This window comes from Pseudomonas sp. MRSN 12121, from assembly GCF_000931465.1.
GTDB lineage: Bacteria > Pseudomonadota > Gammaproteobacteria > Pseudomonadales > Pseudomonadaceae > Aquipseudomonas.
Genome location: NZ_CP010892.1, coordinates 1827039 through 1848217, shown reverse-complemented (window position 1 = coordinate 1848217; position 21179 = coordinate 1827039). Strand labels below are relative to the sequence as shown.

The following is a 21179-nucleotide window of genomic DNA, read 5'->3' as shown; positions in this document are numbered from 1 at the left end:
GGGCTTCCCGCCCCCCTGTAGGAGCGTGGCTTGCCCGCGATGACGTAGTGCCTGACACGACGCCATCGCGGGCAAGCCGGATCGCCAGAGCCCTACCCGCCACACCTCGAACAACAAGAAACCCGGGAGCCCGCCATGCCGCTCGATCCACAACAATTCCTCCGCGAGCTGTTCGCCACCGCCATCGACGCCGCCCATCCGCAGCAGGTCCTCGAGGCCCATTTGCCCCGCGACCGCAGCGGCCGGGTGATCGTCATCGGCGCCGGCAAGGCCGCGGCGGCCATGGCCCAGGTGGTCGAACGCTGCTGGCAGGGCGAAGTCCGCGGGCTGGTGGTGACCCGCTACGGCCACGGCGCACCCTGCGAAAAAATCGAAGTGGTCGAAGCCGCGCATCCGGTGCCCGATGCCGCCGGCCTGGCCGTGGCCCGGCGTGTGCTGGAACTGGTCAGCGACCTGTCGGAGCAGGACCGGGTGATCTTCCTCCTGTCCGGCGGCGGTTCCGCCCTGCTGGCCCTGCCCGCCGCGGGCATCACCCTGGCCGACAAGCAAGCGATCAACAAGGCCCTGCTCAAGTCCGGCGCCACCATCGGCGAGATGAACTGCGTGCGCAAACACCTCTCGGCGATCAAGGGCGGCCGCCTGGCCAAGGCCTGCTGGCCGGCCACCGTCTACACCTACGCGATTTCCGATGTACCGGGCGACCTGGCCACGGTCATCGCCTCCGGCCCTACCGTGGCCGACCCCAGCACCTCGGCCGAAGCCCTGGCGATCCTCAAGCGCTATGCCATCGAGGTCCCGGCGGCCGTGCGCAGCTGGCTGCAAAGCCCGGAATCGGAGACGGTCAAGCCCGGCGACCCGAGCCTGGCGCGCAGCCATTTCCAACTGATCGCCCGACCGCAGCAATCGCTGGAGGCCGCCGCCGTCAAGGCCCGCCAGGCCGGTTTCAGCCCGCTGATCCTCGGCGACCTGGAAGGCGAAGCCCGCGAGGTCGCCAAGGTGCACGCCGGCATCGCCCGCCAGGTGGTGCTGCACGGCCAGCCGCTGGCGGCGCCCTGCGTGATTCTCTCCGGCGGCGAAACCACGGTCACCGTGCGCGGCAATGGCCGCGGCGGACGCAATGCCGAATTCCTCCTGAGCCTAACCGAGAGCCTCAAGGGCCTGCCCGGGGTCTACGCCCTGGCCGGCGACACCGACGGCATCGACGGCTCGGAAGACAACGCCGGCGCCCTCATGACCCCGGACAGCTACGCCCGCGCCGCCGCCCTGGGCCTGAACGCCGCCGCCGAGCTGGACGACAACAACGGCTATGGCTACTTCGCGGCCCTGGACGGCTTGATCGTTACCGAGCCGACCCGCACCAACGTCAACGACTTCCGCGCCATCCTGATCCTCGAGAACCCCAAACATGACGCCTGATAAAAAGGTCAAGATCCTCGCCACCCTCGGCCCGGCCATCGATGGCATCGAGGACATCCGTGAACTGGTGCAGGCCGGGGTGAACATCTTTCGCCTCAACTTCAGCCATGGCGACCACGCCGATCACGCCCAGCGCTACCAGTGGATCCGCGAGGTCGAAAAACAGCTGAACTACCCGCTGGGCATCCTGATGGACCTGCAAGGCCCGAAACTGCGGGTCGGCAAGTTCGCCGAGGGCAAGGTGCAGCTGCATCGCGGCCAGGCCCTGCGCCTGGACCTGGACAGCACCCCGGGCGACCAGCGCCGGGTCAACCTGCCCCACCCGGAAATCATCGCGGCCCTCGAGCCCGGCATGGACCTGCTGCTGGACGACGGCAAGCTGCGCCTGCGGGTTACCGCCAAGCATGCCGACACCATCGACACCACGGTGCTCAACGGCGGCGAGCTGTCGGACCGCAAGGGCGTCAACGTCCCGCAGGCGGTGCTCGACCTCAGCCCGCTGACCGCCAAGGACCGCCGCGACCTGGACTTCGGCCTGGAACTGGGGGTGGACTGGGTGGCCCTGTCGTTCGTGCAGCGCCCCGAGGACATCCACGAAGCCCGCGCGCTGATCGGCGACAAGGCATTCCTGATGGCCAAGATCGAAAAACCCTCGGCCGTCGCGCAACTGCGCGAGATCGCCGAGCTGAGCGACGCGATCATGGTGGCCCGCGGCGACCTGGGGGTGGAAGTGCCCGCCGAGAGCGTGCCGCAGATCCAGAAAAACATCATCGGCACCTGCCGCCAGCTGGGTAAGCCGGTGGTGGTGGCCACGCAGATGCTCGAATCCATGCGTTTTTCCCCGGCGCCGACCCGCGCCGAGGTCACCGATGTGGCCAACGCCGTGGCCGAAGGCGCCGACGCGGTGATGCTCTCGGCGGAAACCGCGTCCGGCGAATACCCGCTGGAAGCGGTGCAGATGATGAGCAAGATCATCCGCCAGGTGGAAAGCGGACCGGACTACCAGACCCAGCTCGACGTCAGCCGGCCCCAGGCCGAAGCCACGGTATCGGACGCCATCAGCTGCGCGATCCGGCGCATCAGCAGCATCCTGCCGGTGGCGGTGCTGGTGAACTACAGCGAGTCCGGCAGTTCCAGCCTGCGCGCCGCGCGGGAACGGCCGACGGTGCCGATCCTCAACCTGACGCCGAACCTGTCCACGGCACGCCGCCTGACGGTGGCCTGGGGCGTGCACTCGGTGGTCAACGATCGCCTGAGGCAGGTCGACGAGGTCTGCTCCACCGCCCTGGAGATCGCCCAGGCGCAAGGCATGGCCAAGCGTGGCGACACCCTGGTGATCACCGCGGGCGTACCGTTCGGCCAACCGGGATCGACCAACTCGTTGCGTATCGAAACCCTGATCTGAACCTGTAGCCGCTGCCGAGCCTGCGAGGCTGCGCTCGGGCGCGTAGCGGCCGCCCGGTGCCCGGGCCTGGCGAGGCCTGCGTCGTCGAGTGCAGCCTCGCTGCGCTCGGCAGCGGCGACAAGAACCGACCGTCATGCCTTTAGACCACTTCAACAATCACTGCCCCGACTGGGCCACCGCCCTGCTCAACGGCTTCAGCCAGATCTTCCTCCAGCGCCATCCGCTGTGCGGCCTGCTGTGCGTGCTGGCGATCCTGCTGAGCGCTCCGGCGCTGCTCGGTGGCGCGCTGCTGGGCGGGCTGGCCGGGCTGCTCACTGCGCAACGCCGGGGTTATGCCAAGGCCGACCGCCAGGCCGGCCTGTTCAGCTATAACGGGGTGCTGCTGGGCCTGCTGCTGAGCCTGCGGTTCGACTGGTCGGCGTTGCTGCCGCCGCTGATCATCGCCTGCGGCGGGGTCAGCGCGATCCTCACCGAGCAATGGCTCAAGCGCAGCCGCCGCGGGAGCCTGCGTACCAAGCAGGGCCTGCCGGCCTACACCGCGCCTTTCGTCGGCCTCGCCTGGTTGCTGCTGAGCCTGGCCACGCCGCTGCCGAGCGCCGCCGCGGCCGAACCCTGGATCGCGCCCGATGCCGTGGCGTGGTTGCCGGCGCTGTTCCAGGGGCTCGGCCAGGTGATGTTCCTCGAGCATCCGCTGGCCGGGGTGCTGATCGCCCTGGGCCTGCTGCTGGCCGAGCGCCGGGCGGCGGCCTGGGCCTTGATCGGCTCGGCGGCGGGCCTGGGTTTCGCCCTGTTGCAACAGGAGCACGCCAGCGCCCTGCTGGGCCTGGGCGGCTACAACAGCGTGCTGGTGGCCCTGGCGCTGAGCCAGGAACGCCGCCGCTCCTGGCTGGCGCTGCCGGGCATGCTGCTGGCGCTGCTGCTCGCCCCGGGCTTCGCCGCGCTGGGCCTGCCCGCCCTTACCGCGCCGTTCATCCTCGCCTGCTGGCTGGTCCGCGCCGCGACGCGGGTGATGCGCCAGGCCGCCATGGACAGTGCGCCTTGCGCTAGCGGGTCCAATCCCCCTAGGCTTCGCTGAATTTCGATTCAGGCGATAGACAGCGGCATGGACAACGGCACAAACCACCACCCGGACAGCAGCCCGGCAAGCAGCAAGCATTGGCGTGAACGGCTCTACGTCATGATCTTCCAGACCGATACCGTGGCCGGGCGGCGTTTCGACAGCGTCCTGCTGCTGATCATCCTCGCCAGCCTGGTGATCGTGATCCTCGACAGTATCGACGAGGTGCACCAGAACTACGCCAATGTGCTGGCCTACATCGAATGGGGCTTCACCTTCATCTTCGCCATCGAATACGGCCTGCGCCTGTACTGCTCGCCCAAGCCGTTGCGCTACGCCTTCAGCTTCTACGGGCTGGTGGACCTGCTGGCCATCGTGCCGGGGATCCTCGCCCTGTATTACAGCGACGCCCAGTACCTGCTGATCATCCGGGTGATCCGCATGCTGCGCATCTTCCGCGTGCTCAAGCTCGGCCCTACCTCAAGCAGGCCCATTACCTGCTCGACGCCTTGCGCGGCAGCAAGCAGAAGATCCTGGTGTTCCTGCTCAGCGTCTGCACCCTGGTCACCGTGTTCGGCACCCTGATGTACGTGGTCGAAGGCCCGGAGCACGGCTTCACCAGCATCCCCAAGGGCATCTATTGGGCTATCGTCACCCTGACCACCGTCGGCTACGGCGACATCGTGCCGAAGACGGTGCTGGGCCAGATCATTTCGTCGATGGTGATGATCACCGGTTACTCGATCATCGCCGTGCCCACCGGGATCTTCACCGCCGAGCTGGCCAACGCGCTGCGGGGCGAACAGCTCAGGCATGACTGCCCGGTCTGCAGCAAGAACAACCATGAGCACGGCGCCGCGTTCTGCTCGCGTTGCGGCAATGCGCTGTTCCCGAAAGTCTCGCGGGGAACCGAATAAGCAAAGCATTTTTTAATCTTTAAAGAGATATACCGCCCCGGCTATAGTCGGCGGCAAATTGCCTTCACTCTCGAATACGTCACTCTCAACAAAAAGGAATGTGCAGTGAAAAAACTCGTCAGCGCCTCTCTCCTGGCCGCCGGCCTGGCCCTGGGCAACGTCGCCCAGGCCGCCCCGACCCTGCTCAACGTGTCCTACGACGTGATGCGAGACTTCTACAAGGACTACAACAGCGCCTTCCAGAAGCACTGGCAGGCCGAGCACAACGAGAACATCACCCTGCAGATGTCCTTCGGCGGCTCCAGCAAACAGGCACGCTCGGTGATCGACGGCCTGCCGGCCGACGTCATCACCATGAACATGGCGACCGACATCAACGCCCTGGCCGACAATGGCAAGCTGGTGCCGGACAACTGGGTAACCCGCCTGCCGAACAACAGCGCGCCCTTCACCTCGGCCACCGTGTTCATCGTGCGCAAGGGCAACCCCAAGGCCCTGAAAGACTGGCCCGACCTGCTCAAGGATGGCGTGCAAGTGATTGTGCCGAACCCCAAGACCTCGGGTAACGGCCGCTACACCTACCTGTCGGCCTGGGGTTATGTGCTGAAGAACGGCGGCGACGAGAACAAGGCCAAGGACTTCGTCGGCAAGCTGTTCAAGCAGGCGCCGGTACTCGACACCGGCGGTCGCGCCGCCACCACCACCTTCATGACCAACCAGATCGGCGACGTGCTGGTGACCTTCGAGAACGAAGCGGAGATGATCGCCCGGGAATTCGGCCGCGATCAGTTCGAGGTCATCTACCCAAGCGTCTCCGCCGAAGCCGAGCCACCGGTATCGGTGGTGGACAAGGTGGTCGACAAGAAGGGCTCGCGCGCCGCGGCCGAGGAATACCTGAAGTACCTGTGGTCGCCGGAAGGCCAGGAAATCGCCGCCAACAACTACCTGCGCCCACGGGACCCGAAAGTGCTGGCCAAGTACACCGACCGTTTCCCGAAAGTCGACTTCCTGTCGGTGGAGAAAACCTTCGGCGACTGGCGCACCGTGCAGAAGACTCACTTCAACGACGGCGGCATCTTCGACCAGATCTACGGCGGGAAATAATCTCCCCGGCGAAAAAAAAGCGACCTGCGGGTCGCTTTTTTCATGGGGGGTCTTAAAGCCCGGCAGCGGCTTCGAACAGCGCCGCCTTCCCCGCCTGATGCAGCTGCGGCAGCACCGCCTCGGCCTCGATTTCGATCAGCCATTCAGGCAACGACAGGCCGCTGACGATGATCCACGAGGAGGCCGGCGGCTGATGCACGAAACGCTGCAACAGCACCTGGCTGATCTGCTCCTGCTGGTCGCGGGCCGCCTCGGCGATGTAGATCCGCAGCATCACCACGTGGCTCAGGTCGCCACCCGCCGCCGCCAGGACCCGGGCGATATTGTCGAAACTCTGCTCGGTCTGTTCGCGCAAGCCGGGCCCGACGCACACCTCGCGCTCATCGACCCCCACCTGGCCGGACAACAGCAGGCGCCGCCCGCCATGGACCTCGACCGCCTGGCTGAAGCCGTACTGCGTGGAATTGAAGACGCTGGGCGGATTGAACACTGACTTATGCATGGGACCTCCACGGTGATGGACGATCGCCAACCCTAAACCAGCCCCCCGCCCCTGGCCATCGAAAGCGCCCTGCTGAAACAACTGGCAACCTAATGGCCGCTCGCCTACATCGGCGGCGTCACCCCATCCTTGCCGGCGGAGATCGACTGCGCCGTGAGCGTGCCGTCCTCGCCCTGGGACACGAACATCACCACCTTGACCCCGGCCTTGAGCAGGCTGCGGTCCCCCGGCAGCAGATTGACGATGGGCACATCCTCCGGCACCAGGATCTTCTGCTGCCCGCCCTTGTAGTTGACGGTCAGCGTCCGGCCGTTGCTCACCACCAGGTCGCCGACGCTGCCGTTGGTCATGCTGCTGCCCTTGACCAGGTCGAAGGGCCGGTGGCCATCGCCGGTGCCGGCCATCTGCGGCGGGAACACATGCACCTCAAGTGCCTTGAGGCTGCCATCCGCCTGGGGCACGGCGGCCGAGCCGATGTAGCTGCCGGGCTTGATGTCCTCGATATTGGCCAGGGTCACGGCACGGACCTGGGTCTGCGGCGTGAGGTTGACGGTGACGTTCTCGCCGCTGTTGACATGCACCCGCACCGCGTCGCCGCTGATGCCGGTGATTTCCCCGCGCACGCCGATGCGCATGCCGGGTGCGTCCTGGGCCAGGGCGGGCCCGGCGACCATCAGCGTCATGAGGGTGGCGAGCCGGGTCGCGCGCAGCAGGCGATCGAACAAAAGAGTCATGAAGACGGAGTCCTGTAGTGGAACGTTGAAGGGGGCGGCCGAGAAACCGGGCACGCTACCGAACAGATGTAAGTAAATGTATCATCGGCCGCACTGCCCGGCGCCTGATTCCACCACCCAGACCGGCCCTTGCCGGCACTCATTCCCCAGCGGAATGAATACTATCGCTGCTCGCCCTCTACTCCGTCACCGGCCCGACGCTTAACCTCGCGCCCATTCCTTTCGTTGCCAAGAGAATCGCGATGACTTCCACCACCCCGGCGCCCCATGGCGCCACTGCAACAATGACCCGCGGCATGGTGCTGCTGTTCGCCTTCTGCTGCGGCGCCATAGTCGCCAACATCTACTACGCCCAGCCGATCATCGAGCTGATTGCCCCGGATATCGGCCTGAGCCCGGCCATGGCCAGCCTGATCGTCTCGCTGACCCAGATCGGCTACGCCCTGGGCCTGTTCTTCCTGGTGCCCCTGGGCGACCTGCTGGAAAACCGCCGGCTGATGATCCTCACCAGCCTGGTGGCCATCGCCAGCCTGCTGGGCGCCGCGCTCACCCGGCAACCGCACGCCTTTCTCCTGGTCTCGCTGCTGATCGGCTTCAGCTCGGTGTCGGTGCAGATCCTGATTCCCCTGGCTGCCCACCTGACGCCGGAGGAATCCCGCGGCCGGGTGGTCGGCGGCATCATGGGCGGCCTGCTGCTGGGCATCCTCCTGGCGCGTCCGCTGTCCAGCGTGGTGGCCGACCACTTTGGCTGGCGCGCGATGTTCATCGCCGCCGCGGTGCTGATGGCCGCCATCAGCCTGGTCCTGCTGCTGACCGTGCCCAAGCGCCAACCCGCCCACAGTGCCACCTACGGCCAGTTACTGCGTTCCCTGGGCAGCCTGCTGCGCCAACAACCGGTGCTGCGCCAGCGGGCGTTCTACCAGGCCTGCCTGTTCGCTACGTTCAGCCTGTTCTGGACCGCCGTGCCGCTGGAGCTGGCGCGCAACCACGGCCTGTCGCAAAGCCAGATCGCCCTGTTCGCCCTGGTCGGCGCCATCGGTGCCGTCGCCGCGCCCATCAGCGGGCGCCTGGCCGATGCCGGGCACACCCGCATCGCCTCGTTGCTGGCGATCCTGTTCGCCGGGCTGAGCTTCCTGCCGGCCTTTATCCATCCCGCCTACAGCGTCGTCGGCCTGGCGGTGACCGGGGTGGTCCTGGACTTCTGCGTGCAGATGAACATGGTCCTCGGCCAGCGCGCGGTCTATGCGCTGGACGCCCATAGCCGCGGCCGCCTGAACGCCCTGTACATGACCAGCATCTTCCTCGGCGGCGCCGTCGGTTCGTCGATCGCCAGCGCGGTGTACGAGCAGGCCGGCTGGCTGGGTATAGTCGCCATCGGCAGCGCCCTGCCGCTGCTGGCCCTGCTGCGCTTCCTCGGCGCTTCGCAGAAGCCGTCGCCCGTCGCCGCCTGAAGCCCGCGCTCAATCCACAAGGAGTCCCGATGGACCGCCTGGCAGCCATGCAAACCTTCGTCCTGGTGGTGGAAAGCGGCTCCTTTTCGGCAGCCGCCCGACGCCTGGAGATCGGCCAGCCGGCCGTCTCGAAAATCATCGCCCAGCTGGAAGCGCGGCTGGCGGTGCGGCTGTTGTTGCGCTCGACCCGCGGCCTGACGCCCACCGAGGCCGGTCTGGCGTTTTTCGAGCGCGCCAGGCGCGCCCTCGACGAGGCCGACGAAGCCGATCTCGCCGCCCGCGGCGCCGGCGCGGGGCTCAGCGGAACCCTGCGGATCTGCGCGGCGGTGACCTTCGCCCGGTTGCATATCGTGCCGCACCTGGGGACCTTTCTCGACCGCCATCCCGACCTCGACATCGACGTGGTGCTCGATGATCGCAACATCAACCTGGTGGAAGCCGGGATCGACGTGTCCCTGCGCATGGGGCCGTTGAGCGACTCCGGGCTGACCGCGCGCAAGATCGGCGAATGCCGACGCATGGTGCTGGCCACCCCGGCCTATTTCGAGCGCCACGGCGAGCCCCGCGCCCCTATCGACCTGGACCGGCACCAGGCGGTCGTCTACAGCCTCGGCGGCGGCAGCCATTGGCGCTTCGAGCGCGCCGAGGAGCAACAGTCGGTCACGGTGCACGGGCGGCTTCGCGTCAGCGCCGCGGAGGGCGTGCGGGCCGCGGTGCTGGCCCATCGCGGGCTGGCCCTGGCCTCGCAATGGATGTTCGCGCCCGAACTGGAAAGCGGCGCGGTGCGCGAGACCCTGGCGGACTGGAACCTGCCTCGCCAGGAACTCTGGGCGGTGTTTCCCACTGGGCGCCTGAGCAGTGCCAAGGCCCGGGCCTTCGTCGATTTCGTCCAGCAGTTGCTGGCCGACCCCGCGCAGGACTGAGCCGGCTCAGATCCGCTCGCGGACCAGCACCTCGACCTTGGCCGCCTCGCCCCAGCGACGCACCCGTTCGATCAGCCCCAGGTCGGTCTCGCCCACCAGGTACAGGGTCTCGATCGACTGGGTCGCCGCCCACTCGACGAAACCGCACTGCTCGAACGCACCGACCGAGGCCAGGCGGAACTCGTTTTCGTAAAACCCCGGCGCGACCGCGACCCGGGTGTCCTGGGCGCTGACCTCGGGCAGGAACGGACACTCCAGGTGCACCACGCCCCACCTGGCCACGCGCCAGTTGCGCAACGCTTCGTCGAACCGGCTGCGGGCGCCGCGGACAAACCCCAGGCCATCGATCACCATGCGCCGGTTGACGATCATCCACACCTTGCGCTTGCGCGGCGCCTTGAGCAGCACCTCGCCGGTGACCTTCGAGGCCCGCAGCGCCAGGGCGAACACCAGCAGCACCGGCACGAAGTAGCGGTAGACCGTCTCGGTATTGGTGGCGCGGGTCAGCTCATGCAGCCTGGAAACCTCGCCTCGGGCCTTGCGCTGCTCGCCCAGGGTTTCATCCAGCTGGTCGAGCCAGGCCAAGACAGGCGGCGCCGAATAGCGGGCGCGAAGCTCATCCAGCGCCTGGACCACCGTTCCTACCGAGAGCGCCGTCAGTTGCCCTTGCGCCGTTCTCTCAAGAGAGGAAAAACGCTGGCAGAGCTCGTTCACCTGCCCGGCGTCGGCCTCATGGACAGTCGCGGCAACGCGGCAGTGGTCCGGCCCCAACAGATCGTCGATCTCGGCCTTGAGGCGCCTCTGGGTCGCGGCCTCATGGGATTCGGCCAGTCGATAGTCGCTCTGGAACCACTCGGTCCGCACACCCTGGGTCTCGCTGATCAGCGCCAGCGACGCCACCAGCAGCCAACCGTAGTCCACGCGTTTCCAGCCGATCTCGCCCAGGCGGAACACCGAGATCAGGCTCCAGCAGAAGAAGTAGTAGAGGAAGGCGAACAGCACCAGCAGGTACACCGGCGCCAGGGAGAAGTAGATCAGTTGCGGGACTTCGGCGGAGGTGAAGCCGTGCAGCGACAGCAGGACGACAAGTACACCGAGCCACAAGGCCATGGGCGCGAAATAGGGTTTGTTCAGGTCTTTCTTCATCAGGCGCTCGGCTGGCGATACTCAGGAACACCCCGGTGTATCGGCCAGCCTGCCTGCTGCTTGAACCGGCCCGCCCAGCGTTGCGCCGAGGCCTACTGGAACTGACGCCCCAGGCCCGAAGGCACGCCATGGATATCGGTGTCTTCCCAGGGCCCGTTGGGGCTGATGGAGCGGCTCCAGCCATTGTTCCAGCGGTAGTAGGTGCGCTGGCGGTAGAAGGTGTTGGTCTGGTCGTCCAGCACATAGACCCCCAGGCGCGCGTCCCAGTGGCTGTTCCCCCCTGGCGGCGGGGCGAAGCTGGCGGACGTGCGCGGCAGCGGCTTGGCCGGCTTGCTCGGCGTCACCGGCTTGCCTGGCCGGGTGGCCGGCGGCGCCTGGGTGCCGGGTTGCCCTGACGGGATCGGTGGCGGCGCCTGCGGCGGCATGGGTTCCTGGACCGCACAGGCACTCAAGCCCAGGACCAGGGTTAACAGGGTGATGCGAGCGATGGCGCGCATGATGGTTTCTCTTTATTTATCCGGGCTGTCGATGGTCAGTTGCTGCGGCGCGGTGGTGCTGCTGGCCAGGGGCTGGCTGCGTCCCACCCACTCGCCGGCCGTCGGCTGGCCGGCGCGGGACACCCGCGCAACCAGTTGGACTTCCGGGAAGTTCGACAGTTTCAACTGCGGCATCATCGCATCGGCATCGCCCAGCTCGACGGTCACCGGCAGGTCGGCCACGGTCAGGCGCTTGGCCGCCAGCGGTGCCGGCGGGCCGGAGGTGGCGCGGGCGAAGATGAACACACTGTCGCCCGGCTGCACCTTGGCCTTGAGGTCCGCGGCCAGGTCGACCCGCACCTTGAGCAGCGCCGCGGCCTTGGCCGCCGGGGCCTGGGCCACCTTGCCACCGCTGGCCTGCAGCTTCTCGGTCGCGCGGTCGATGCCACCCTGCAGCGCGGCACGGGAGTTGTCGTCCGCCGGCAGTTGCGCCAGCAGGCGGTTCCAGTAATCGATGGCCTCTTGATAACGCTCGCCCTCGAAGGCGGCGATCCCCAGCAGGCCCAGGCTGGTGACTTCCTTCGGGTCGGCCTTCAGCGCTTCGTCGGTCAGGGCCTGGACCTTGTCCGACCATTGCTTGCCGTCGGCGAAGTACTGCGCCTGCGCCCACTGGCCGAGCAGTTCCGGCTGGCGCCCGGCCAGGGCCACGGTGCGCTCGAAGATCTTCGCCGCATCCGCCGGGCGGTCCTGGGCCATATAGGTACGCCCGAGGAAATACAGGCCCTCGGCGGAATCCGGCTGGGCAGCGACCGCCCGCTCCAGGCGCCGGGTCATCTCTTCCATCGATTGCGGGGCCTGGGCGAACTCGCGGGTCAGCTCGACCTTGTCGCTGGCGCCGAAATGCAGGTACAGCACCACGCCCAGCACCGGCACCAAGAGTGCCGCCAGCAAGGGCAGCGGCTTGCTCAGCCGCGACGTCCGGGCCGGTTCCCCGCCCTCGGTGTCGGCCAGCAGTTCGCGCGCGGCCTCGGCACGGCCGCTGTCCAGTTGTTCGGCGCTGAGCACGCCTTCGGCCTGCTGGCCTTGCAGCTCGGCCACGCGTTCTTGATAGAGCGCCACGTTCAGCGCGGTACGATCCTCTTCGCGCTGGGCACGACGGCCACGCAGAACCGGGATCAGCAGAAAACTCAGGGCTACCAGGAGCAGCAGGCCTGCGGCGAGCCAGAAATCAATCATTCGTGGTCTTTTTCCAACAGTTGGTCGAGGCGTTGACGCTCGTCAGGGGAAAGCGCGTTCGGGCGGTCGCTGCGCTGTACGCGCCGGCGCCGGACAATCATCGCGATGATCACCACGCCGCCCAACAGCAGGCCGGCGGGGCCGAACCAGAGCAACGCGGTCTTGCCGGTCAGCGCCGGCTTGTAGCGCACGAAGTCGCCATAGCGGTCGACCATGAAATCGATGATCTGCTGGTTGTCCTTGCCTTCGCCGAGCATGCGGAAGATCTCCTTGCGCAGGTCCGCGGCGATCGGCGCATTGGAGTCGGCGATGTCCTGGTTCTGGCACTTGGGGCAGCGCAGCTCTTTGGTCAGCTCGCGAAAACGCTCGCGCTCGGCGTCGTTGGCGAACTCGTAGGTATCGATCGCCGCGTGGGCCACGCCGGCGATGCTCAGGCCCAGGATGGCCGCGGCCAGCCAGCGCCTCATGGCTTGGCCTCATCGCTCAGGGCCTGGTACTTGGCGGCCAGCTTTTCGCGCCACACGGTTTCGTCGATCACCCCGACGTATTTGTCGCGAATGATGCCCTTGGCGTCGATGAAGAAGGTTTCCGGCGCGCCGTACACGCCCAGGTTCAGGCCCAGGGTGCCCTCCTCGTCGCGGATGTCCAGCAGGTAGGGGTTGTGGAATTCGGCCAGCCATTTCAGGGCGTCGGCGTTGACGTCCTTGTAGTTGACGCCATAGATGGTCACGCCCTGCTGCGCCAGCTTGTTCAGCACCGGGTGCTCGACCCGGCAGGAAATGCACCAGGTGCCCCAGACGTTGACCAGCGCCGGCTTGCCCAGCAAATCGGCCCGGGTCAGGGTCTTGTCGCCCTGCACCGACGGCAGCGAGAACTCCGGGAACGGCTTGCCGATCATCGCCGACGGCAGCTCGGCCGGGTCCAGGTACAACCCGCGGTAGAGGAACACCGCCACCAGCAGGAACAGCGCCAGCGGCAACAACATTATCCAGCGTTTCATGCAGTGGCTCCTGTCATGCCCAGGGCCTCGCGCACCCGGGTTTTCACTTTGACCCGATAACGCCGGTCGAGCGCCGCCAGTAGGCCACCCAGCCCGGTCAGCAGGCCGCCGAACCAGATCCAGCGCACGAACGGCTTGACGTGCACGCGCACGGCCCAGGCGCCATCGCCCAGGGGCTCGCCGAGGGCGACGTAGAGGTCACGGGTGAAACCGGCGTCGATCCCGGCTTCGGTCATCATCGAACTCTGCACGGTGTACAGGCGTTTTTCCGGATGCAGTACCGCCACTTCCTTGCCGTCGCGAACCACCCGGACAGTGCCTTTGTCAGAAGTGAAGTTCGGCCCCTCGAAGTGCTTGGCGCCCTCGAAAATGAAGTGGTAGCCGGCCAGGTCCATGGACTCGCCCGGCTCCAGGCGCAGGTCGCGTTCGGCGCTGTTCTGGCTCGACAGCACCACGCCCAGGGCGCAGACCGCGATGCCCACGTGCGCCAGGTGCATGCCCCAGTAGCTGCGGGTCAGGCTGGGCAGGCCCTTGAGCAGGCCCTTGTGGCGGGTCTTGTCGAAAATGTCGCGCACGCCGGCGAGCAGCACCCAGGCCGCCAGCAGGAAGGTCGCCAGCACCGCCCAGTTGAAGTCGCCATAGGCGATGCCGGCCACCACCGCCAGCGCCACGCTGCCCAGCAGCACCGGGGCCAGCATGCTCGCCAGCCATTTGACCGGGGTGTCTTTCCAGCGCACCACCACGCCGACCGCCATCACCACCATCAGTACCGCCATCAGCGGGATGAACAGCGCATTGAAGTACGGCGGGCCGACCGACAGCTTGGCCCCGCTCAGGGCATCGAGCACCAGCGGGTACAGGGTGCCCAGCAGAATCATCGAGGCCGCCACCACCAGCACCAGGTTGTTGCCCAGCAGCAGGGTTTCCCGCGACCACAGGTTGAAGCCGACCTGGCTCTTGACCACCGGCGCGCGCAGGGCGAACAGGGTCAGCGAACCGCCGACCACGAACAGCAGGAAGATCAGGATGAACACCCCGCGCTCGGGGTCGGAGGCGAAGGCGTGCACCGAGGTCAGCACCCCGGAACGCACCAGGAAGGTCCCCAGCAGGCTCAACGAGAACGCGGCGATGGCCAGCAGCACGGTCCAGCTCTTGAACACCCCACGCTTCTCGGTGACCGCCAGCGAATGGATCAGCGCGGTGCCCACCAGCCAGGGCATGAACGAGGCGTTTTCCACCGGGTCCCAGAACCACCAGCCACCCCAGCCGAGCTCGTAGTAGGCCCACCAGGAGCCGAGGGTGATGCCGATGCCGAGGAATGCCCAGGCGACGATGGTCCAGGGCCGCGACCAGCGGGCCCAGGCCGCGTCCAGGCGCCCGCCGAGCAAGGCGGCGATAGCGAAGGCAAAGGCCACGGAGAACCCGACATAGCCCATGTAGAGCATCGGCGGGTGCACGATCAGGCCGATGTCCTGCAGCAACGGATTGAGGTCGCGGCCATCGCCGGGAACCTGCGGCAGGATCCGCGCGAACGGGTTGGAGGTGACGATCAGGAACAACAGGAAGCCGGTGCTGATCATGCCCATCACCGCCAGCACCCGCGCCAGCATCACCTGCGGCAACTGCCGGGAGAACACCGAGACGGCGAAGGTCCAGCCGCCGAGGATCAGCGCCCAGAGCAGCAGCGAGCCTTCGTGCGCGCCCCACACCGCGCTGAACTTGTAGTACCAGGGCAAGGCGCTGTTGGAGTTGCTGGCGACATAGGCCACCGAGAAATCATCGACCATGAAGGCGTAGGTCAGGCAACCGAAAGCAAAGGCGAGAAAGGCGAACTGGCCCCAGGCCGCGGGCTGCGCCAGGCCCATCCACAGGCGGTCGCCGCGCCAGGCGCCGAGCAGCGGCACCACGGCCTGGACCAGGGCGAAACACAGGGCCAGGATCATCGCCAGGTGGCCGAGCTCGGGAATGAAGATTGCGGACGTCATCGATCAACCCTCCTTGGCCGGCGCTGGCTGGCCACTGTCTTTCAGGGCCTTGGTGACTTCCGGCGGCATGTATTTCTCGTCGTGCTTGGCCAGCACCTCATCGGCCACCACCACGCCGTCGGCGTTGAGCTTGCCCAGGGCAACGATGCCCTGCCCTTCGCGGAACAGGTCCGGGAGGATGCCGCGATAGGTGATGGTCACGGCCTTGTTGAAATCGGTGACCACGAAGCGCACGTCCAGCGAATCGGCGGAACGTTGCAGGGACCCCTTCTCGACCATGCCGCCGGCGCGGATCCGCGTGTCGTAGGGCGCTTCGCCGTTGGCGATCTGGGTCGGGGTATAGAACAGGTTGATGTTCTGTTGCAGGGCGCTCAACGCCAGGCCGACGGCGACAGCCACGCCCGCCAGCACGCCAAGGATGATCAACAGACGCTTTTTACGCAGCGGATTCACTGATTGTTCTCCCGGCGCATACGACGCGCCTCTTGTTGCAGGTAGCGCTTGCGGGCCAGCAGCGGCGCCGCCACGTTGAGGACCAGCACTGCCAGGCAGATGCCGTAGGCCGACCAGACATACAGGCCGTGATGGCCCATGGCGAGAAAATCGCCGAAGGAAGCGAAACTCATGAGGCGGCCTCCAGGCTGTTCTGCACTTCGGCCTTGACCCAGCTGGCGCGGGCTTCGCGCTTGAGCACTTCCAGGCGCATGCGCAGCAGCAGCACCACGCCGAAGAAACAGTAGAACCCCAGCGCCGTCAGCAGCAGCGGCAGCCACATCTCGACGGGCATCGCCGGCTTCTCGGTCAGGGTGAACGTCGCGCCCTGGTGCAGGGTGTTCCACCACTCCACCGAGTATTTGATGATCGGGATGTTGATCACGCCGACGATCGCCAGCACCGCGCAGGCCTTGGCCGCGCTGTCGCGGTTGCTGATGGCGTTGCCCAGGGCGATCACCCCGAAATACAGGAACAGCAGGATCAGCATGGACGTCAGGCGCGCATCCCAGACCCACCACGAACCCCAGGTCGGCTTGCCCCAGATGGCCCCGGTGACCAGCGCCACGGCGGTCATCCAGGCGCCGATGGGCGCCGCGCATTGCAGGGCGACGTCGGCCAGTTTCATTTTCCACACCAGGCCGACCACTCCGCACACCGCCAGCATCACGTAGATGGACTGGGCCAGCATCGCGGTGGGCACGTGGATGTAGATGATGCGGAAGCTGTTGCCTTGCTGGTAGTCCGGCGGCGCGAAGGCCAGGCCCCAGACGACGCCGACGGTGATCAGCAACAAGGCGGCGATGCTCAACCAGGGCAACAGCTTGCCGCTGATGCCATAGAACCACTTGGGCGAGCCGAGCTTATGAAACCAGGTCCAGTTCATACTGTTTCCATCACGGGTGCCGAGCGTTGTCACGCCCGGCCAGGGTCTTTACTGATCAAAAAATGATCAGACCTCATTATTCGCCGACGCTGATCTTCAGGCCAGCCGCTATTGCAAAGGGTGTCAGGGTTACCGCCAGGGCGGTCAGGCTGCCAAGCCACAACAGGTAACCGGTCGCCGGCATGCCTTGCAAGGCTGCCTGCAAGGCGCCACTGCCGAGAATCAATACCGGGATGTACAGGGGCAGGATCAGCAACGCCAGCAACAGGCCGCCGCGCTTGAGTCCCACCGTCAACGCCGCGCCCACTGCCCCCAGCAGGCTCAGCACCGGAGTGCCCAGCAGCAGGGACAGCAACAGCACCGGCAGGCAGGCCGTGGGCAGGCCGAGCATCAGGGCCAGCAGAGGAGCGAGCAAGACCAGTGCCAGGCCGGAAAAGGCCCAGTGTGCCAGGACCTTGGCCAGGACCAGAAGAGGCAGGGGGTGCGACGAAAGGACCCACTGCTCCAGGGATCCGTCCTCGAAATCACTGCGAAAAAGCCCGTCCAGCGAGAGCAAAACCGATAAAAGCGCCGCTACCCAGACCAGTCCCGGAGACAAGGTTTGCAACAATTGTGTCTCAGGTCCCACCGCCAACGGGAACAGTGCGACAACGATGGCGAAGAACACCAGCGGGTTGGCCAACTCGGCAGGACGCCGAAACAGCAGCCGGGACTCGCGGGCGAGCAGCAGGGCGAACACTTTCATACGGCCCACTGCCCCAGGTCGAGGTCACGGTAGCCCGCCGGCATGCGGCCGAGGGTGTGGTGGGTGGTGAGGATCACCATGCCGCCGCGTTCGCAGTGGCCGGCCAGGTGTTCTTCCAGTTGCGCCACGCCCTGCTTGTCCAGGGCGGTGAAGGGTTCGTCGAGAATCCACAGCGGCGGGCTGTCCAGGTACAAGCGGGCCAACGCCACCCGGCGTTGCTGGCCGGCGGACAAGGTGTGGCAAGGCACATCCTCGAAACCGCGCAGGCCGACCGCTGCCAGCGCCTGCCAGATCGCCTCGCGCCCCACCGGCTGATGCAGGGCGCAGAGCCAGCTGAGGTTTTCCTCGGCGGTCAGCAGGTCCTTGATGCCAGCGGCATGGCCGATCCACAGCAGGTTGCGCGCCAGTTCCGCACGCTGGGCGTCGAGGGGCTGGCCATTGAGCAGTACCTGGCCGCTGGTCGGCTGCATCAGCCCCGCCAGCAGGCGCAACAGGCTGGTCTTGCCGCTGCCGTTGGGGCCGCTGATCTGCAACATGTCGCCGCTGGCCAGACGCAGTTCGAGCTTTTCGAAGAGCAGCCGCAGGTCGCGCTCACAGGCGAGTGCTACGGCTTCTAGAAGAGGACTGGTCAAGTGATCGTGGGCCTTTACGGTTCAAGTCGGCAGTGGAGCAGCCGTTAAAGAGATGCAGAATAAACGCATCGGCGGCCTGTTCCAGAGAGCTGCGTCAAACTTTTGCGATGTTTTCGCCACGCCCCCCGAAGACGGGCGGCATTATACATGCGATGCCCTACTCTAAAGAGGGCTATTTCTCCACAGGTTGTGTCCAGATGACAGGCGAAATCACCCTCCCCCCGCTACCGCAGCTGCTGCCCGGGACCGTGCGCACGCTGCCGGTCAGCGGCGAACTGCTCAAGCTGCTGCAGCCGCTGGAGGGGCTGATCGCAGCGGGCCAGTCGGCCAAGGCCGAGGTCCTGTCGCTCAAGCAAGCCGACCAGACCTTCCAACTGCTGCTCAAGCTCACCCTCGACGGCGGCCGGCAGACCACCGTCCAGGCCACCAGCACCCAGCCACTGCCCCAGGGCACCAGCCTGGCGGTGACTCAGCCGTCGGCGGGCAACCTGGCCATCACCGTGCAGCAGGCGATTGCCGCCAGCGTCGCCACCCTGACCCGGATCGACACCCGCCAACTGCCGGTCGGCACCCTGCTGCAAGGCAAGGTGCTGACCACCCAGCTGCAACCCCGGGAAGCCGGGCAGCCAGCGGTCTATCGCTCGCTGGTGAGCCTGCTCAACACCGCCCTCGGCGGCAGCACCCTGAGCATCGACAGCCCACAACCCTTGCGCGTCGGCAGCCTGCTGAGCGCCCTGGTACAGGGCTCGCAGAGCTTGAACTTCGTACCGCTGAGCGGGCGCCAGGAGCAACTGGCGATCGCCCAGCAACTGGCCACCCAGCAAAGCCGCCAGGCCTCGCTGAGCGGCCTGCTCAATGCGCTGCAGAACCTGCCGCCGTCCGACACCTCGTCCCCTGAACTGCGCGCCGCGGTAGACAAGCTGCTCGCCGGGCTGCCCGACCTCCAGCAACTGAGCAATCCCAAGGCCCTGGCCCAGGCCCTGGGCAATAGCGGCGCCTTCCTCGAATCGCGGCTGCTGGCCGGCGACGGCCCCGCCCTGAACGGCGACCTGAAAGGCAATCTGCTGCGCCTGATCGCCCAGATGACGCCAGGCTTGCCGGCCAGCACCAGTTTCAACGCCATCGTTGCCGCCAACACCCTGGCCCAGGCCTTGCCGAGCTTCGTGCGCAGCGCCCTGGGCACCCTCGGCCAGGTCAGCGCCAAACCCCAGCCTGGCGGCTTTCCCCTGCCCTCGCGCCTGCTGCAGAGCCTGGAAGAGGAAGGCGACCTGGAACACCTGTTGCGCTTGGCCGCGGCGGCCGTTTCGCGCTTGCAGAGCCATCAGCTGGCCAGCCTGGAGCAGAGCGGCCTGACCGACGACGGGCGGCTGCTGACCACCTGGCAACTGGAAATCCCCATGCGCACGATGCAGGACGTGGTGCCCCTGCAAGTCAAGTTCCAGCGTGAAGACCCGGCGGAGCAAGCCCCCGAGGAAAAACGCGAGGAGCGCGAGCCGAAACAGCAGCTGTGGCGCGTCGAACTGGCGTTCGACCTCGAACCCCTGGGCCCGCTGCAAGTACAGGCGCAACTGCTCAAGGGCCGCCTGTCCAGCCAGCTCTGGGCGCAGCGGCCGTTTACCGCGAGCCTGATCGAAAGCCACCTGGGCAGCCTGCGGGAGCGGCTGCTCACCTGCGGCCTGGATGTCGGCGATCTGGACTGCCATCTCGGCACCCCGCCGCAAGGCCCGAAAACCCGACTGGAACAACGCTGGGTCGATGAAACCGCATGAATAACCCGACGCCCCCACGCCAGGCCATCGCCCTCAAATACGATGGCCAGCACGCCCCCACGCTGACCGCCAAGGGCGACGACGAACTGGCCGAAGCCATCCTGAAAATCGCCCGCGATTGCGAAGTGCCGATCTATGAAAACGCCGAGCTGGTGAAACTGCTGGCGCGCCTGGAACTGGGCGACAGCATTCCCGAAGAGTTGTACCGGACGATTGCCGAAATCATTGCCTTCGCCTGGAACCTCAAGGGCAAGTTCCCGGCCGGGCATGAACCGCAGGAAGCGGTGCTGGAGAAGGATGTGACGCCAGGCGGGGATGACTACTGATCGGCAGCCGCTGCCACAGGCCGCGGCTACCGAGGGATTTTCAACCTTTGTGCAGCTTGCTCACCAACTCGGCCTCGGCCTGGGTCAGGCCACAGGACTGGGTGAGCTCGTCGACGCTGGCGCCCATGCCCACCAGGCGCGCGGCCTGGGCGAAAGACAGGCTCGACGGGTCACGCTGCTCCAACTGGGCCAGCTTGTCCGGCAGCGGGCCGACCACCGAACGCAGCTCGTGCAGGTCCTCGCCCATGCGCACCGTACCGTTCTGGTAGTCGTCGACGCGCTTGGCCAGGTCCTTGATGCGCTGGTCGCGCAACGCATCGCCTCGGGCCTGCTGCTCGGCTATCTGGCGCTGGTTACGGGCATACGACAGGAACAACGCCAGGGAGGCCACCCAGAGGACGGCCAGGACAATTACCGCAACCTCGAGAATCAATCAGATACTCTCCAGTTCCGACCACTCTTCTTCGCTCATCATCTTGTCCAGCTCGACCAGGATCAGCAGCTCGCCGTTCTTGTTGCAGACACCCTGGATGAACTTGGCCGACTCTTCGTTACCGACGTTCGGCGCGGTCTCGACTTCCGACTGACGCAGGTAAACCACTTCCGCCACGCTGTCGACCATGATCCCGACCACTTGCTTGTCGGCCTCGATGATCACGATGCGCGTGTTGTCGTTGACCTCGGTCGGCACCAGGCCGAAACGCTGGCGGGTGTCGATCACCGTCACCACGTTGCCGCGCAGGTTGATGATGCCCAGCACATAGCTCGGGGCACCCGGCACCGGTGCGATCTCGGTGTAGCGCAGCACTTCCTGCACGCGCATCACGTTGATGCCGTAGGACTCGTTATCCAGCTTGAACGTTACCCATTGCAGGATCGGATCTTCAGAACCCTGTGCAGACGACGACTTATTCATACCCCTGACCCCTTAAAAAAACCGTTGGAAACGGCGTGTGTTCGGTGTGGCCGCGCCGGCG

The 21179-nt window shown here is 66.4% G+C and carries 23 protein-coding genes and 1 pseudogene; 9 read left to right on the top strand and 15 right to left on the bottom strand.

The features are described 5' to 3' along the window. Positions 1–135 precede the first annotated feature (135 nt). From TO66_RS08410 to TO66_RS08390, 5 genes and pseudogenes are all read left to right on the top strand, one after another. Positions 136–1416 (top strand): glycerate kinase, encoded by a 1281-nt coding sequence (locus TO66_RS08410; RefSeq protein ID WP_044461900.1) that lies wholly within the window; start codon positions 136–138, stop codon positions 1414–1416. Beyond that, entirely contained in the window at positions 1406–2821 is a 1416-nt protein-coding gene (pyk, locus tag TO66_RS08405) for a pyruvate kinase (RefSeq protein ID WP_044461899.1), read from the top strand. The genes TO66_RS08410 and pyk overlap by 11 nt, the downstream gene beginning before the upstream one ends. Positions 2822–2954: 133 nt before the next feature. Then, positions 2955–3896, top strand: a complete 942-nt coding sequence (locus tag TO66_RS08400) for an urea transporter (protein ID WP_044461898.1) — start codon at positions 2955–2957, stop codon at positions 3894–3896. A gap of 27 nt (positions 3897–3923) precedes the next feature. After that, positions 3924–4795 (top strand): annotated as a pseudogene (locus TO66_RS08395) (ion transporter). Between the two features lie 105 nt (positions 4796–4900). Beyond that, entirely contained in the window at positions 4901–5899 is a 999-nt protein-coding gene (locus TO66_RS08390) for a sulfate ABC transporter substrate-binding protein (protein WP_044461897.1), read from the top strand. A 52-nt stretch (positions 5900–5951) separates the two neighbouring features. Here TO66_RS08390 and TO66_RS08385 read toward each other — a convergent pair whose 3' ends face one another. Continuing rightward, entirely contained in the window at positions 5952–6401 is a 450-nt protein-coding gene (locus TO66_RS08385) for a RidA family protein (RefSeq protein WP_044461896.1), read from the bottom strand. A gap of 104 nt (positions 6402–6505) precedes the next feature. Next, positions 6506–7084 carry a hypothetical protein gene (locus tag TO66_RS08380; RefSeq protein ID WP_409077187.1) on the bottom strand — a complete coding sequence of 193 codons (579 nt, stop codon included), beginning with the start codon at positions 7082–7084 and terminating at the stop codon, positions 6506–6508. Between the two features lie 293 nt (positions 7085–7377). On the opposite strand from TO66_RS08380, the gene TO66_RS08375 reads away from it, so the two are divergent. Then, positions 7378–8586, top strand: a complete 1209-nt coding sequence (locus tag TO66_RS08375) for an MFS transporter (RefSeq protein ID WP_044461894.1) — start codon at positions 7378–7380, stop codon at positions 8584–8586. Between the two features lie 29 nt (positions 8587–8615). Next, entirely contained in the window at positions 8616–9509 is an 894-nt protein-coding gene (locus tag TO66_RS08370) for a LysR family transcriptional regulator (RefSeq protein WP_044461893.1), read from the top strand. 6 nt (positions 9510–9515) lie between these two features. On the opposite strand, the gene TO66_RS08365 is transcribed toward TO66_RS08370, so the two are convergent. The 11 genes from TO66_RS08365 to ccmA all read right to left on the bottom strand — a co-directional run bounded on the left by TO66_RS08365 (position 9516) and on the right by ccmA (position 18107). Beyond that, a complete protein-coding gene (locus TO66_RS08365) occupies positions 9516–10655 on the bottom strand; it encodes a hypothetical protein (RefSeq protein WP_044461892.1) in 1140 nt (379 codons plus the stop codon). Between the two features lie 92 nt (positions 10656–10747). Then, positions 10748–11152 (bottom strand): hypothetical protein, encoded by a 405-nt coding sequence (locus TO66_RS08360; protein WP_044461891.1) that lies wholly within the window; start codon positions 11150–11152, stop codon positions 10748–10750. A gap of 12 nt (positions 11153–11164) precedes the next feature. Continuing rightward, the gene (ccmI, locus tag TO66_RS08355; protein WP_044461890.1) at positions 11165–12367 is read right to left on the bottom strand and encodes a c-type cytochrome biogenesis protein CcmI; all 1203 of its coding nucleotides are present in this window, start codon (positions 12365–12367) and stop codon (positions 11165–11167) included. Continuing rightward, positions 12364–12834 carry a cytochrome c-type biogenesis protein gene (locus tag TO66_RS08350; protein WP_044461889.1) on the bottom strand — a complete coding sequence of 157 codons (471 nt, stop codon included), beginning with the start codon at positions 12832–12834 and terminating at the stop codon, positions 12364–12366. The genes ccmI and TO66_RS08350 overlap by 4 nt, the downstream gene beginning before the upstream one ends. Continuing rightward, complete coding sequence (locus TO66_RS08345) at positions 12831–13367, bottom strand: DsbE family thiol:disulfide interchange protein (RefSeq protein ID WP_044461888.1); 537 nt, start codon at positions 13365–13367, stop codon at positions 12831–12833. The genes TO66_RS08350 and TO66_RS08345 overlap by 4 nt, the downstream gene beginning before the upstream one ends. After that, entirely contained in the window at positions 13364–15352 is a 1989-nt protein-coding gene (locus tag TO66_RS08340; RefSeq protein WP_044461887.1) for a heme lyase CcmF/NrfE family subunit, read from the bottom strand. Before TO66_RS08340 ends, TO66_RS08345 begins: the two co-directional genes overlap by 4 nt. Positions 15353–15355: 3 nt before the next feature. Further along, positions 15356–15805 (bottom strand): cytochrome c maturation protein CcmE, encoded by a 450-nt coding sequence (ccmE, locus tag TO66_RS08335; protein WP_044461886.1) that lies wholly within the window; start codon positions 15803–15805, stop codon positions 15356–15358. Further along, positions 15802–15978: a heme exporter protein CcmD gene (gene ccmD / locus TO66_RS08330; protein ID WP_044461885.1), complete on the bottom strand. Its 177-nt coding sequence runs from the start codon at positions 15976–15978 to the stop codon at positions 15802–15804. Before ccmD ends, ccmE begins: the two co-directional genes overlap by 4 nt. Next, positions 15975–16730: a heme ABC transporter permease gene (locus TO66_RS08325; RefSeq protein WP_044461884.1), complete on the bottom strand. Its 756-nt coding sequence runs from the start codon at positions 16728–16730 to the stop codon at positions 15975–15977. The genes ccmD and TO66_RS08325 overlap by 4 nt, the downstream gene beginning before the upstream one ends. Positions 16731–16806: 76 nt before the next feature. After that, positions 16807–17475 carry a heme exporter protein CcmB gene (gene ccmB, locus TO66_RS08320; protein ID WP_044461883.1) on the bottom strand — a complete coding sequence of 223 codons (669 nt, stop codon included), beginning with the start codon at positions 17473–17475 and terminating at the stop codon, positions 16807–16809. Further along, the gene (gene ccmA / locus TO66_RS08315) at positions 17472–18107 is read right to left on the bottom strand and encodes a cytochrome c biogenesis heme-transporting ATPase CcmA (RefSeq protein WP_044461882.1); all 636 of its coding nucleotides are present in this window, start codon (positions 18105–18107) and stop codon (positions 17472–17474) included. The genes ccmB and ccmA overlap by 4 nt, the downstream gene beginning before the upstream one ends. A 197-nt stretch (positions 18108–18304) precedes the next feature. Here ccmA and TO66_RS08310 point away from each other — a divergent pair, with 197 nt between their 5' ends. Together TO66_RS08310 and TO66_RS08305 are read left to right on the top strand one after the other, a co-directional pair. Continuing rightward, positions 18305–19876 (top strand): flagellar hook-length control protein FliK, encoded by a 1572-nt coding sequence (locus tag TO66_RS08310; protein WP_044461881.1) that lies wholly within the window; start codon positions 18305–18307, stop codon positions 19874–19876. Next, the gene (locus TO66_RS08305; RefSeq protein WP_044461880.1) at positions 19873–20202 is read left to right on the top strand and encodes an EscU/YscU/HrcU family type III secretion system export apparatus switch protein; all 330 of its coding nucleotides are present in this window, start codon (positions 19873–19875) and stop codon (positions 20200–20202) included. Before TO66_RS08310 ends, TO66_RS08305 begins: the two co-directional genes overlap by 4 nt. A 40-nt stretch (positions 20203–20242) precedes the next feature. On the opposite strand, the gene TO66_RS08300 is transcribed toward TO66_RS08305, so the two are convergent. Then, a complete protein-coding gene (locus TO66_RS08300) occupies positions 20243–20635 on the bottom strand; it encodes a DUF2802 domain-containing protein (RefSeq protein WP_044461879.1) in 393 nt (130 codons plus the stop codon). After that, positions 20636–21118, bottom strand: coding sequence for a chemotaxis protein CheW (locus TO66_RS08295; protein WP_011060011.1), 483 nt, complete (start codon positions 21116–21118; stop codon positions 20636–20638). Between the last annotated feature and the right edge of the window lie 61 nt (positions 21119–21179).

Excerpts from the sequence above, each read along its gene's own strand:
- TO66_RS08370 (WP_044461893.1), top strand. The coding sequence starts at position 8,616 with ATGGACCGCCTGGCAGCCATGCAAACCTTCGTCCTGGTGGTGGAAAGC.
- TO66_RS08410 (WP_044461900.1), top strand. The coding sequence starts at position 136 with ATGCCGCTCGATCCACAACAATTCCTCCGCGAGCTGTTCGCCACCGCC.
- TO66_RS08295 (WP_011060011.1), bottom strand. The coding sequence starts at position 21,118 with ATGAATAAGTCGTCGTCTGCACAGGGTTCTGAAGATCCGATCCTGCAA.
- TO66_RS08345 (WP_044461888.1), bottom strand. The coding sequence starts at position 13,367 with ATGAAACGCTGGATAATGTTGTTGCCGCTGGCGCTGTTCCTGCTGGTG.
- TO66_RS08325 (WP_044461884.1), bottom strand. The coding sequence starts at position 16,730 with ATGAACTGGACCTGGTTTCATAAGCTCGGCTCGCCCAAGTGGTTCTAT.
- TO66_RS08375 (WP_044461894.1), top strand. The coding sequence starts at position 7,378 with ATGACTTCCACCACCCCGGCGCCCCATGGCGCCACTGCAACAATGACC.
- TO66_RS08310 (WP_044461881.1), top strand. The coding sequence starts at position 18,305 with ATGACAGGCGAAATCACCCTCCCCCCGCTACCGCAGCTGCTGCCCGGG.
- ccmB (WP_044461883.1), bottom strand. The coding sequence starts at position 17,475 with ATGAAAGTGTTCGCCCTGCTGCTCGCCCGCGAGTCCCGGCTGCTGTTT.
- TO66_RS08305 (WP_044461880.1), top strand. The coding sequence starts at position 19,873 with ATGAATAACCCGACGCCCCCACGCCAGGCCATCGCCCTCAAATACGAT.
- TO66_RS08350 (WP_044461889.1), bottom strand. The coding sequence starts at position 12,834 with ATGAGGCGCTGGCTGGCCGCGGCCATCCTGGGCCTGAGCATCGCCGGC.
- ccmI (WP_044461890.1), bottom strand. The coding sequence starts at position 12,367 with ATGATTGATTTCTGGCTCGCCGCAGGCCTGCTGCTCCTGGTAGCCCTG.
- pyk (WP_044461899.1), top strand. The coding sequence starts at position 1,406 with ATGACGCCTGATAAAAAGGTCAAGATCCTCGCCACCCTCGGCCCGGCC.
- TO66_RS08400 (WP_044461898.1), top strand. The coding sequence starts at position 2,955 with ATGCCTTTAGACCACTTCAACAATCACTGCCCCGACTGGGCCACCGCC.
- ccmD (WP_044461885.1), bottom strand. The coding sequence starts at position 15,978 with ATGAGTTTCGCTTCCTTCGGCGATTTTCTCGCCATGGGCCATCACGGC.
- TO66_RS08385 (WP_044461896.1), bottom strand. The coding sequence starts at position 6,401 with ATGCATAAGTCAGTGTTCAATCCGCCCAGCGTCTTCAATTCCACGCAG.
- TO66_RS08360 (WP_044461891.1), bottom strand. The coding sequence starts at position 11,152 with ATGCGCGCCATCGCTCGCATCACCCTGTTAACCCTGGTCCTGGGCTTG.
- TO66_RS08365 (WP_044461892.1), bottom strand. The coding sequence starts at position 10,655 with ATGAAGAAAGACCTGAACAAACCCTATTTCGCGCCCATGGCCTTGTGG.
- TO66_RS08380 (WP_409077187.1), bottom strand. The coding sequence starts at position 7,084 with ATGACGCTGATGGTCGCCGGGCCCGCCCTGGCCCAGGACGCACCCGGC.
- TO66_RS08340 (WP_044461887.1), bottom strand. The coding sequence starts at position 15,352 with ATGACGTCCGCAATCTTCATTCCCGAGCTCGGCCACCTGGCGATGATC.